This window comes from Yeosuana aromativorans (assembly GCF_014646655.1).
In the GTDB taxonomy this organism is placed as follows: Bacteria; Bacteroidota; Bacteroidia; order Flavobacteriales; family Flavobacteriaceae; genus Yeosuana; species Yeosuana aromativorans.
This window is the reverse complement of sequence record NZ_BMNR01000001.1, coordinates 383,870-397,456: the sequence shown is the minus strand read 5'-3', so window position 1 is coordinate 397,456 and position 13,587 is coordinate 383,870. Positions and strand designations below refer to the sequence as shown.

Here is a 13,587-nt window from a genome sequence, read left to right as displayed (position 1 = left end):
ACAAATATCAAAACAATAAAAAAATAACGCTAGGTGAAATAGAGCAATTAAGGGTTTAAATCATTCAATTTGCTAAAAAACCCCCTAAATTACTTACTATTGATGAGGTCTTTGTATTTTGAAGGCAAACAGTTAAACTGCTTTTTGAAAGAGGTTTTAAAGTATTTATAATCATTAAATCCAACTTCATAAGCTATTTGATTAAGGTTCAAATCTGATGCAAGGATGAGGTGTGCCGCTTTCTTTAAACGCACCGATCTGATAAAGGCTGTTAATGAGAGTCCGGTTAATGATTTGATTTTTCGGTACAAGGTAGATTGGCTCATGTTCAATTCATCAACCATATTCTCAATGCCAAAATTAGGATTGTGCAAATTGTTTTCAACCAACAAAATGGCTTTGTGTATGAAAGCGTTTTCAGTATCGGCATCGCTTTCTATTTCATTTGCTGTAGGTTCAAAACGTACTTTATTGAGTAAATGGGCTCTGAGTTTTTCCCTGTTTTCCAATAAGCTGGAAATTCTGGCTTTTATAACTTTTGAATTAAACGGTTTGGTAACGTAATCGTCAGCTCCCGTTTTTAGACCTTCAATTTCAAAAACCGTAGATGTTCTGGCAGTCAATAATATGATAGGAATATGTGAGGTTGTAATTTGTGATTTTAATTCCTTGCACAAGGTTATACCATCTTTACCTGGCATCATGACGTCACTTATAATTAGGTCTGGAATTTCAGTGGAAGCTTTTTCAAAACCTAAATCACCGTTGTCAGCCTCAATTACAGAATACGTATCAGAAAGGATGTCTTTTAGATAACTGAGTATTTCTAAATTATCATCTATAATAAGTACCGAATGTTCTTTGGCTTCAATACTCAGGTTTTCTATAGGTCTTGATATCTCATTGGTGTTGTAGCCTTTAATATTGTCTGTTGTTATAAAATCTTCATTGATTTCTCCCTCGTAAAGTTTTGGGTTCATGGAAAGTTTAATGATAAATTCAGTTCCAACATTAAGTTCGCTGTTTACAGTAATATTTCCGTAGTGTAATTCAATGATTTTTTTTGAAAAAGACAAACCAATGCCACTACCAATCAAACGGGCTGTTTTTGCTGATTTAATTTGGAAAAACCTGTCAAATATCTTGTTTTGGTCTGAGGGGTTCATTCCAATACCGGTGTCTTTAATTGATATAATACAGTATTTAGAATCACTATCTATCTTCATGACTATTTTGTCACCAGAATTGGTATATTTAACAGCATTGGACAAAATATTACAAAGCACAATTTCCATTTTATTTCTATCAAAAGGAAACAGGATTTCTTCTTTTGATGTCTTGAATTTGTATTTTATGTGTTTTGCTTTGGCTGCTTCCTTGAAATACAGATGGACTTCTTTGGCAAACCTAACAAAGTTACCCTGTGAGACATTTAGTTTTAGCAAGCCATGGTCGGCTTTTCTAAAATCCAATAGTTGATTAATCAGGTTTAAGAGTCTATTGGTGTTTCTGTCAATATAGTTAAGGTTTTTGGACATTTTTGGAGACAGGTTTTCTGTTTCCAGAAGTTCTTTCAATGGACTGATAATCAATGTTAAAGGTGTTCTGAATTCGTGGGAAATATTGGTGAAGAAATTTAATTTGGCTTCTGTGAGTTCGATTTCTTTCTCCTTATCAATTCTTGCAATCTCTAAATTGTTTTTGAGCATTAACTTATATTTGTTTGATCTTATGAAATACCAGATAATGGCTAAAAGAATCAGTGAATAAATCAGTATTGCAAGCGGACTTTTCCAAGGAGACCCCAGTAATATGATATCTATTGATTTTGGGGCGCTCCAGTTTTGGTTGTCTCTGGAGGCTTCTACTTTAAGTGTGTAATTACCTGGAGAAAGACCTGCAAAGTTTATTTCGTTTCTGTTTTGTAAATCAATCCATTGGTCTTGATAGCCTTCCAACGAATATCGATATTTGATGTTTAGTTTCCCTAAAAAGTCATTGGCTACAAACCGTGTTGAAAAAAAGCCGTCTTTGTAGGTTAACTTAATTTTATCGGCATAGTTAAAGTTTTTGTCTAAAATAGAATTGCCTGGCCCATATTGGATCAGTTCATTGTTTACTCTTAAGTTTGTAAAAATAATTTCAGGAATGGTGTTAAAATCCTTGAGCTTTGAAGGATTGAAAAACGTTAAATTATCTATGCCCCCAAAAAAAAGGAGATCATGATTGTAATTGTAAAAGCTGTTGTTATTAAACGATGTTGATTTAATGCCATTGATGTCACCGTAGCTGATAATGGATTTATTAATAACATTATACTTTACAATTTCTGTGTGGGTACTAAGCCATACATTGGATTGATCATCAAAAGTTACGGCACAAATAAAGTCACTGTTTAGGCCGTCTTTTTTTGAGACAACATTATCAATTGTTAATTGGTTGTTTTTGTAATTGAGCTTAATTAAACCACTGGGTGTTGCCAGCCATAAAAAGCCGTCTTTTATAGCCATTGAATTAATAATAACACTGGGCAATTTTTCTTGTAATAGAGTTGATTGATGAATAAAGGATTTAGTGTTCTTGTCAAATAAATGCAATCCGTTATACGTGCTCACCCAAATATTGTCATCATCGTCTTTTTGAATAGAAGTAATCCGATTACTTTCTATTTTTTGTTTGTCCTTTTCATCTTCAGAATAAAAAACATAAGAATCTTCATCATGTATTGTTTCCAAAGGGAAAACAGCAATACCTAATTGCTGCGTTCCAAGATATAGGGTGTCCTTATCAACAAGAAAAGCTGTGACCTTAAAGTTTCTTTTAGAGGAAAAAACAATTTTTTCCAAGTTAAGGTCATAAATGTAGAATCCGTTTTGGGCCCCTATGTACAGCTTTTTGTCATGTTCATACAGGGCATTTACTTTGGTGTTACCAATTTGTTTTATTTGTGATAAAGAAGAAAAACCTTTTCCGTGATAAACGCCTTTAAACAAGGTGCCCAGAAAAATGTTTTGAATGTCTTTATAGATGGTTGTGCAATTTAAATAGCCTTTTAGTTCAGGATTATTAATGAGTTTATCAGCATTTTTAAAGCCATTTCCTTCCAGTAGCTTTACAACGCCCCCATTGGCAGTAGCCAACCAGGTAACATTGTTTTTATCATGATGGATGCTTAAAATAGTATTGTAGTTTCCACTAATTCTATCCAAACTACTTGAAACCAAGTCGATTTTACTGAATTTTGAAAGATCTTCATTGCTTCTGTAAACGCCTTTCCCCCATGTTCCTATCCAAATTCTGTGGTATTTATCTAATGAGAGTTTTTTTGAAAAGTTACTAATTACGCCCGTTTCAATACTCTCAATAGATTGGGTGTCATAATTAAAACCATATAATTTGGTATCAATAATACCTGAGGTTGAAATCCAAACTTTGTTTCTTGAAGCATCTGGCAGAATATCAGTAATTCCAAAATGTAAATTAAAATTGGTGATTTTTTTATCTGTGCTGTTGTAGAAATGCAAATTATAGCCACTGCAAAACCACATATTGTTATTAAAATCCTTTGCTATACTGTATACCTGTTGGTTGAAGGGGAAATGTTTTACAAGAACGTCATTTTTAAAATCCATTACAAAAACACCATCTTTCCAGGTTCCAACCCAAATATTGCCCTCGTCATCCTGAGAAATTGAGGTAATTCTCAAAACACCTTCTTGAGCAAGATCAATTAAATAATTGTAATTTTTTATGGTATTATTTTTAATGTCTAAAAAGGAAAGGCCCCCACTTTTTGTTCCAATCCATAAATTGGAGTCTTTGTCAACAAAAAGCGTCTCAATATTTTCATTTAATAAGCCTTTGTATTCATCACTGGGTTTAATATATTCATAATCATACCCATTGAATTTTGTGATGCCATTTTCAGTCCCTATCCATTTGATGTTCAGATCATCACTAACTATGCTTGAAACATAATTATGGGATAATCCTTGTTTTGTGGTTATAAAATCAATGACATAGTTAATGTCATTCTCTTGCGCAAAAATGGTCAAAGAGAGAAGAAAGTTAATAATCAGAATGGCTCGTCCCATATAAATTACAAAGTAAACCTAATTAAAAATAGCAATTTATCGCAAATTGATTGTAACCTTTTAAGGTAATAATTTAATGGTTGAGTACCTATTAAAATTAGGCAAATTTAATTGGATATTTTGGTGAAGATAAAAAAACCATAAGATTTCATAAGGAAAAAAAGCAAGACTCAACAGGTGTAAAATTTGCTATGTTTTTTGTTGCCAGGGTTTTAATAAATTTGAATGACCGCTTTGTTCCCCTAAATTGAGCGTATAGCCCCCCAAGTTTATTTATTACATTGATATATTTGAGTTATGATTACTTACAAAAAGTGTATGAATAAAAATTTTGTTTTATGTGCTTCCCTGTTTATGTCATTATTGACCGCATCAGGGCAGAATGTGTCATCTCATAAATCACCAAACTTAATTATTATTTTGGCAGATGATTTGGGATATGCCGATGTTGGCTTCAATGGTTGCCAGGATATCCCAACGCCAAACATAGACAAAATAGCGGCACAGGGTGTAAAATTCACAAATGCTTACGTAAGTTATGCCGTTTGTGGACCTAGCAGGGCAGGGCTTATGACCGGGCGTTATCAAGATCGATTTGGTTTTGGTAGAAACCCCTTGTTTGCACCCAATGACCCTGAAATGGGTTTGCCTTTAAGTGAAGAAACTTTAGCAGCAGCACTCAAAAAAGGAAACTACAAATCGGTCGCTTTGGGAAAATGGCATCTTGGAGCCCATGAAAGCCTGCGCCCATTAAAACGAGGCTTTGATGATTTTTATGGGTTTTTAACAGGTGGCCATCAATATTTTCCAGAATTGTGGACATTAAAAGATGAGTATGAAGTCAAGTCCCAATTTGATGCTTACAAAACAAAATTGTTGCGAAACAATTCGCGCGTTGAAGAAACGGAGTATTTAACTGATGCTTTGTCTCGTGAAGTTGTTAATTACATTGATAAGTACAAAGATGAACCGTTTTTTATCTATTTGGCATACAATGCGCCACATGGGCCATTACAGGCCACACAGAAATATTTGGACCGATTTAAGTCCGTTGAAGACCCCAAACGAAAGATTTATGCAGCCATGGTTAGCGCCATTGATGATGGTGTTGGAGATATTCTTAACAAACTGGATCAGTTAGGTCTTACAGATAATACCATTATTTGTTTTTTATCTGATAATGGAGGGCCTGAAAAACACAATGCGTCAAATAACGGTATTTTAAGAGGTGGCAAAGGAGAGCTTTTTGAAGGAGGCATTCATGTGCCATTTGCCATGAAATGGCCAAAAAAAATACCAGAAGGGATGGTTTATGAGAAGCCGGTTATATCCTTGGATATTTTTGCAACCATTATAGCACAATCAACTATTCCAATTAAAACAAAAAACATTTTGGACGGAGTAAACCTAATGCCATATTTGGCCGGGCAGAACACTGGAGTGCCACATGACTATTTGTTTTGGAGAAAATTTGATCAACATAATTATGCTAGCCGCAGCGCGAATGGCGATAAAATTTTTGTGAAAGACAACACAGTCAATTTTTTTAATCTTAATCAAGATATCAGTGAGAATCATGATCTATTGGAAAGCAATGCGCCAAAAGCTGATACCTTAAAAGCGTATTACAACAATTGGAACTCAAAAATGAAAGATCCTATTTTCTTAGGTTTAGGTTCTGATAAAGCTTACGATGAGAATCATCCAAACCGATATATTAAACAACATTAAATTTTTATCAATGAAACATTTAAAAGTAATATTCTATGCATTAATCATTCTTTTCAGTGCCTGTAAAAACAAAGAAAAAGAGGTGGTGACACAGGTTGAAAAGCAAGATCGTCTTCCTAATATTATCTTCATCTATGCTGATGATTTAGGGTATGGAGATACCAGTGCCTATGGTGGTATTGGATTGGAAACACCTAATATTGATAAGTTGGCAAATGGTGGCATTAGGTTTACAAGAGGATATGCGTCTTCAGCAACCTGTACGCCCAGCAGATATGCGCTGTTAACTGGAACATATCCATGGCGAAACAAAGATGCTAAAATCTTACCTGGCACCGCACCGCTGCTTATTGATACAACACAGGCTACCATACCAAAAATGTTGAAATCAAAAGGCTACCATACAGGAATTGTAGGAAAATGGCATTTAGGACTTGGAAGCGGACATGTTAATTGGAATGAGCGCATTACCCCAGGGCCTAATGAAGTCGGTTTTGATTACAGTTTTATCATGGCGGCCACACAAGACAGGGTGCCAACGGTTTATATTAAAAATGGGAATGTTGTAAATCTGGATCCAAATGATCCTCTTGAAGTAGACTATGACCATAATTTTGATCATCAACCAACAGGATTAGACAATCCAGAGTTGATACGAATGAAATGGCACCATGGCCATAATAATACCATAGTAAATGGCATTCCTAGAATTGGTTTCATGAAAGGTGGGGAATCTGCAAAATGGAAAGATGAAACCATGGCCCAAACGTTTTTAACTGAAGCACAGAACTTTGTAAAACGAGAAAAGGACCATCCGTTCTTTTTGTATTATGCCATGCGTCAACCACACGTTCCGCGTACACCAAGTCCTGAATTTGTTGGTAAATCTGGAATGGGTCCAAGAGGAGATGTTATTTTAGAAGCAGACTGGTGTGTTGGTCAGTTTTTAAAGACCTTAGAGGATGAAGGATTATTGGATAATACATTGATTGTATATTCAAGTGACAATGGGCCGGTTTTAAATGACGGTTATTATGACGATGCCGTTGAAAAATTAGGAGACCATAAGCCGGCAGGGCCATTACGCGGAGGCAAATACAGTTTGTTTGAAGCTGGAACCAGAGTGCCCTTTATGACCTATTGGAAAGGAAAAATCCAGCCCGCGATTTCTAATGCCTTGGTATCTCAAATCGATTTATTCTCATCATTAGCAGATTTGGTAGGTAGTGATGAAACGGTTCCAGACAGTCAAGACTTGCTGGATGTTTTCTTGGGCAAAAGTAATGAGGGCAGAAAAAACTTGGTTGTTGAAGCCACCTCACGAACCGCTTTTAAACAAGGTGATTGGGTATTGATTCCACCTTATAAAGGAAGCCCTTTAAACAAGGAAGTCAATATTGAAACAGGTAATTCAAAGAAATTTCAATTGTATAATCTTAACCAAGATATAGGTGAACAAAAAAACTTGGCAGAATCCAATCCAGAAAAATTGCAGGAAATGATTACGGCTTTTGAAGCCATAAGAGGTAAAGATTATAAAAACACACAAAAATTGGAGTTGAAATAGAACCAATCAATTAAATGAGAAAAAATAAAACTTATTTAGCTTTAGTGCTTCTAGTTACTTGGCTAACCATATCGTTTGTTGATAAAAAACCTAAAATATTGATTATTGGTGATTCTATTTCAATAGGATATACACCTTATGTAAAAGCAGCTCTAGCTGATAGTGCAATCATTGAACATAATGTTGGAAACGCACAGCATACTGGAAACGGATTGCAACATATCAAGGAATGGTTAGGTGATGAAGATTGGGATATTATTCAATTTAATTGGGGATTGTGGGATTTATGTTATCGTCATCCAGATTCAAAGGAATATGGGCATCGAGATAAAATAAACGGAAAGGTTACTTATACAGTCGAAGAATATGCTTCAAACCTAGATTCAATTGCAACCTTGATAAAACAGAAAACCCATGCAAAATTAATTTTTGTAACAACCACCTATGTTCCTAAAAACGAGCCGGGCAGATATGAAAGTGAAGTGCAAAAGTACAATAACGCTGCAAAACAAGTTATGAAAAAACACGCTGTTATAGTAAATGATATATATGATGCTTCTATCCCTATTCATAATACATATGGTTTAGGTTCAAATAACGTTCACTACAAAGAGGAAGGCTACAAAAAACTTGGTAAGTTAATAGTTGGGTTTCTTAAAGCACAAATAGAATGAGCGACAAATTTTTTTTCTTTTTTTCTTTTTGGATTGTATTGTTTTCAACATCCTGTCATGGTATTAAAAACAAGAAGGCCATTCAACACAGTAAACCTAATATCATCTATATTTTAGCTGATGATTTAGGTTATGGCGATTTAAGTTGCTATGGTCAAACACATTTCTCTACACCAAACATTGATAAGTTAGCGCAAGAAGGCATGTTGTTCACGCAGCATTATGCAGGTTCAACGGTTTGTGCACCGTCTCGGTCATCTTTAATGACTGGAATGGATACTGGTCATACTCCAATACGTGGTAACAAACAAACCGAAATGGGGCAATTTCCTTTGCCTAAAGATAGTTACACGGTAGCCGAATTGTTGAAGGATAACGGCTATGCAACGGGTGCTTTTGGCAAATGGGGATTGGGAACTTCAGGTTCTGAAGGTGATCCTTTAAATCAAGGATTTGACACCTTTTTTGGATATCATGACCAAAAATTGGCACATCATTATTACCCGTATTATCTTTGGGACAACGACAAAATTTTTACCTTAAATGGCAATTCAGGTTTAAAAAAAGAGCAGTATGCTCCTAATTTAATTCATGAACGAGCGCTCTCTTTCATAGACAAACACAAAAATGAGTCGTTTTTTTTATATTATCCAACCACCATTCCACATGCTGAGTTGTTTGCTCCAGATAAATATATGAATAAGTTTTTAGGAAAGTTTGATCCTGAAAAACCATTTAAAGGTGTTGATGAAGGTGAAGGCTATAAAAAGGGACGATATGGCTCACAAGACAATCCGCATGCCGCTTTTGCAGCCATGATAACTTTGTTGGATGATCAGGTAGGAGAGATTATGAAGAAAATAAAGGATTTAGGTTTGGAAGATAATACCATAATCATTTTTACGTCTGATAATGGTCCCCATAAAGAAGGTGGAGCCGATCCCGATTATTTTGATAGCAATGGCATATTGAGAGGTTATAAGCGAGATTTGTTTGAAGGAGGTATTAGAGTTCCTATGATTGCTAAGTGGAAAGGAAAAATTAAACCAGGAACAACCACTGATCACATTTCTTCATTTTGGGACGTACTTCCTACGTTTTCAGATATTGTAAAAAGCAATAAACGGTTAACAACAGAGGGTGTTTCTTTTTTGCCAACATTGGTTGACGAATCTTCAAAACAAAAAGAACATGACTATTTGTATTGGGAGTTTCATGAGTTGGGTGGAAGAAAAGCCATTAGAAAGGGCGACTGGAAGCTTATTGAAAATAATATCAAAGATGGGGGCAACTATCTGCTTTTTGATTTAAAATCAGACCCAGAAGAAACCAAAAATCTGTACAATGAAAAACCTCATATTGCGAAGGAGCTTGAAGCATTGTTAAAGACCGCAAGAACTGAATCTAAAGACTTTAAATTTTAAAACAAGATGTATTACAAATCCATTTTTTTCGTATTGACCATATTCTTAATCTCATGTCAACAAAAAACAAAGGAAAAAGCATCTTTAGTGCCAGACAAGCCAAATATTCTGTTTATTCTTGTTGATGATTTAGGTATAAATGATTTAAGTTGTACGGGTAGTTCCTATTACGAAACCCCCAATATTGATCGTATAGCAAGCGAAGGGAAAATTTTTACTCAGGGTTATGCTTGCAGTCGCGTTTGCAGTCCATCAAGGGCTAGTATCATGACCGGTAAGTTTACGGCTCGCCACGGCATTACGGATTGGATAGGAGAAAAATCTGGTGCTGATTGGAGAAGTATGAACAGGCAGGATAAAATGTTGCCTGCGGAATATCTACATAATTTACCCAAACAGGATACCACTTTAGCGGAAGCCTTAAAGGCCAATGGTTATAGAACTTTTTTTGCTGGTAAATGGCATTTGGGTGATAAAGGGGATTATCCAGAAGACAATGGTTTTGACATCAATATTGGAGGCTATGAAGGAGGTGGCCCACGGGGTGGTTATTTTTCACCTTATGACAATCCAAAATTGGAAAACAAACAAGATGGAGAAAATCTCTCTATGCGCTTGGCCAATGAAACTGCTTCATTCATAAAAAAACAAGACAATAAAGCACCGTTTTTTGCTTACTTGGCTTTTTATGCGGTTCATGGCCGTATTGAAACCTCAGAGCCCAAATGGAATAAATACCGTGATAAAGCAGAAAAACAAGGCATAGCGGACAGTGGTTTTGCAATGGAGCGAAAACTGCCAATACGTCAAGTTCAAGACAATCCTGTTTATGGTGGTTTGGTGGAGACCATGGATGATGCTGTAGGCGTAGTTCTAAACGCGCTGAAAGAACAAGGATTGGACAAAAATACCATCGTGATTTTTACGTCTGATAATGGTGGTGTGGCATCCGGTGATTCCTTTTCTACATCAAACTTGCCTTATAGAGGCGGCAAAGGATATCAGTGGGAAGGTGGTATAAGAGAGCCTTATTTTATCTATATTCCTTGGAACCATACCAAACAGAAAACCTTTGATTATCCTGTAACAGGGGCTGATTTTTATCCTACTATATTAGATTACGCTAATATCAGCTTAATGCCCAATCAACATAAAGACGGTGTTAGTTTAAAGCCTATCATAGAAAATGGTGCACAACTTTCTGATAGACCCTTATATTGGCACTATCCGCATTACGGAAACCAAGGTGGCGACCCTGCATCCATCATCAGAAAAGGGGATTGGAAGCTCATTCATTATTATGAAAATGATTCGAATGAACTGTACAATCTTAAGACAGATCCTTACGAAAAAAGTAACGTTGCTGAAATAAATCCTACAATAGCTGCCAGTTTATACGATAATCTAAAAAACTGGCTTCAAGAAGTGGGCGCAAAATACCCAGAACCCGATCCAGAGTTTGATCCTAAAAAACGGGCTGTACATGACAAAAATATTGTTGAAAAACTATGGCCAAAACTTGAAAAAGAGCGCATGGAGATGTTGTCAAAAGATTTCAAACCTAATAAAGATTGGTGGGGCAGTAAGCTAACCAAAGATTAGAGAACACGCTTATGAATAAATTATTTGGCCTATTACTGATAATCCTTTTGTTTTCTTGCAAAACCACAGAGACACAAGTAAGAGAACGGGATTCATTCAATGACAATTGGTTGTTTAAAAAAACCAAAGATTCATTAGCTTCTGCAGTAGAATTTGACGATTCCGGTTGGAGACAACTTAACCTACCACATGATTGGGCCATTGAAGGGCCTTTTAAGCCAGAATACAATCTTAGGACTGGTGGTTTACCAATTTTTGGAACCGCTTGGTATCGTAAACATTTTGTAGTGGATGCATCAAAAAAAGGAAGTATTGTAACGCTTGAATTTGATGGTGTTATGAATAATTCAACTGTTTATATAAATGGCCAAAAAGTCTATCACAGACCATATGGTTTTATTGGTTTTGAAATTGACATAACGCCTTACATCAATTTTGGAAAAGACAATTTAATAGCTGTTGAAGTGAGTCCAGAGGTATTGTCAGCCAGATGGTATCCCGGTGCCGGTATTTACAGAAATGTGTGGTTGGAAATTAAAAATCCAATTCATATAAGACATTGGGGAACTCAAATCACAACTCCCAACATTACCGAACAAAAAGCGGATTTAGCCATTGAGACAAAGATTGAAAATGTTCAGAATGACCAAAAAGGAAACTATCGGTTACAAACAATCATTTATGATAAGCAAGGCAAGGAAGTGGCTTCAAAAATAAATGATTTTAAATTTAACTCAGACCAAGAATCTTTAGTCCAACAGAATTTAATTGTAGAAAAACCCCAGTTATGGGATTTTAAGACGCCCTACTTGTACAAAGCGGTTTCTACGATTTATAAAGACGATGTAGCAATTGATAATTACAGTACCAGTTTTGGAATCAGAACCATTGAATTTACTAGGGATGGCTTCTTTTTAAATGGTAGAAAAGAAAAAATAAAAGGCGTTTGTCTGCATAATGATTTAGGGCCTTTGGGAGCGGCTGTTAATTACAGAGCCACACAACGGCAGTTGGAAATCATGAAAAAAATGGGTGTTAATGCTATTAGAACGTCCCATAATCCAACATCTCCAGAGCAATTAGAGCTATGCGATAAGATGGGGCTTTTGGTAATGGCTGAAGCTTTTGACTGTTGGCACGAAGGAAAAACCGAAAATGATTACCATAAATACTGGGAAGACTGGCATGAGAAAGATTTACGGGATATGTTAAGACGTGATAGAAACCACCCGTCCATTATTATGTGGAGTATTGGAAATGAAGTGAGAGAACAAGGAAGCAAAAAAGGCTATGAAATCGCCAAAAGTTTGGTTGGAATCTGTCATGAGGAAGATGTTTCAAGGCCCACAACAGCTGGTTTTAACAATCTAAACGCAGCCATTAAAAACGGATTGGCTGATGAGGTTGATTTGGTTGGAGCCAATTATAAGCCAACACTCTATGCAAAAACCAGGGAAGAGCATCCCAATTGGATTGTGTATGGGTCTGAAACAGCATCCTGTGTGTCGTCAAGAGGGTATTATGTGCTTCCAGTAAAAAAATATGACAAACTCAAATCATTGCAAGTAAACAGTTATGATATAGATAGTCCCAATTGGGCTTATCCACCCGATGTGGAGTTTCATTTTCAGGACTCCATTCCCGGAGTTTTGGGCGAGTTTGTATGGACAGGATTTGATTATTTGGGCGAGCCAACCCCGTATGGCGGTAAGGACAATTTAACACATGGCAATTGGAACACGGACTGGCCTTCAAGAAGTTCTTATTTTGGAGCTGTGGATTTGGCTGGTTTTCCAAAAGACCGTTTTTATCTCTACCAAAGCCAATGGACTACAGAGCCTATGGTGCACATATTGCCGCACTGGAATTGGGAAGGCTACGGAAATAAAATAATACCTGTTTATTGCTACACCAATTGTGATGAAGTTGAATTGTTTTTAAATGGAAAATCATTAGGAAAAAAGATAAAAGGGGTTGACAAAACACAAATTCCCGTTTCTTTTGGGGCTTGGAATGGAAGACCAAACTATTTTGATTCGCCCTACAGATTAAGTTGGAATGTTGACTATAAACCAGGCGAATTGATAGCAGTTGGTTTTAAAAGCGGAAAGGAAGTTGCCAGGGAATCTATAAAAACAGCCTCTGAACCCAATAAAATTGAATTGATTCCAGATAGGAGCATCATTTATGCCGATGGGGAGGATTTGTCCTTTATCACGGTTAAAATTGAAGATGGGAATTCGGTTTTTTGTCCTTTAGCAGATAATTTGGTTAATTTTAAAGTTTCAGGACCTGCCACTATTGCAGCCGTTGGAAACGGAAATGCCGCTTCCATTGAACCATTTCAAGCAAACTACAGAAAGGCCTTTAATGGGTTGTGTCTGTTGGTGATAAAAAGCAAAAAAGGAGAAACGGGAGACATAACGATTGAGGCGTCTTCAAATGGTTTGAAATCAAAAACAATAACAGTAAAATCTGAATAATCAATAAACTTA

General features: G+C 36.1%; 7 protein-coding genes. 6 read left to right on the top strand and 1 reads right to left on the bottom strand.

Annotated elements, in window-relative coordinates:
• Positions 1-89: 89 nt before the first annotated feature.
• A complete protein-coding gene (locus tag IEW94_RS01555) occupies positions 90-4,094 on the bottom strand; it encodes a hybrid sensor histidine kinase/response regulator transcription factor (RefSeq protein ID WP_188649507.1) in 4,005 nt (1,334 codons plus the stop codon).
• A gap of 318 nt (positions 4,095-4,412) precedes the next feature.
• On the opposite strand from IEW94_RS01555, the gene IEW94_RS01550 reads away from it, so the two are divergent.
• The 6 genes from IEW94_RS01550 to galB are packed head-to-tail and all read left to right on the top strand — an operon-like array spanning position 4,413 to position 13,575.
• Complete coding sequence (locus IEW94_RS01550; protein WP_229669414.1) at positions 4,413-5,825, top strand: sulfatase-like hydrolase/transferase; 1,413 nt, start codon at positions 4,413-4,415, stop codon at positions 5,823-5,825.
• A 10-nt stretch (positions 5,826-5,835) separates the two neighbouring features.
• Positions 5,836-7,392: a sulfatase family protein gene (locus IEW94_RS01545; RefSeq protein ID WP_188649506.1), complete on the top strand. Its 1,557-nt coding sequence runs from the start codon at positions 5,836-5,838 to the stop codon at positions 7,390-7,392.
• A gap of 14 nt (positions 7,393-7,406) precedes the next feature.
• Positions 7,407-8,066, top strand: coding sequence for an SGNH/GDSL hydrolase family protein (locus IEW94_RS01540; protein ID WP_188649505.1), 660 nt, complete (start codon positions 7,407-7,409; stop codon positions 8,064-8,066).
• Complete coding sequence (locus tag IEW94_RS01535; protein WP_188649504.1) at positions 8,063-9,490, top strand: arylsulfatase; 1,428 nt, start codon at positions 8,063-8,065, stop codon at positions 9,488-9,490. The genes IEW94_RS01540 and IEW94_RS01535 overlap by 4 nt, the downstream gene beginning before the upstream one ends.
• A gap of 6 nt (positions 9,491-9,496) precedes the next feature.
• Positions 9,497-11,092: a sulfatase gene (locus IEW94_RS01530; RefSeq protein ID WP_188649503.1), complete on the top strand. Its 1,596-nt coding sequence runs from the start codon at positions 9,497-9,499 to the stop codon at positions 11,090-11,092.
• Positions 11,093-11,103: 11 nt separating this feature from the next.
• A complete protein-coding gene (gene galB, locus IEW94_RS01525; RefSeq protein WP_188649502.1) occupies positions 11,104-13,575 on the top strand; it encodes a beta-galactosidase GalB in 2,472 nt (823 codons plus the stop codon).
• Positions 13,576-13,587 lie beyond the last annotated feature (12 nt).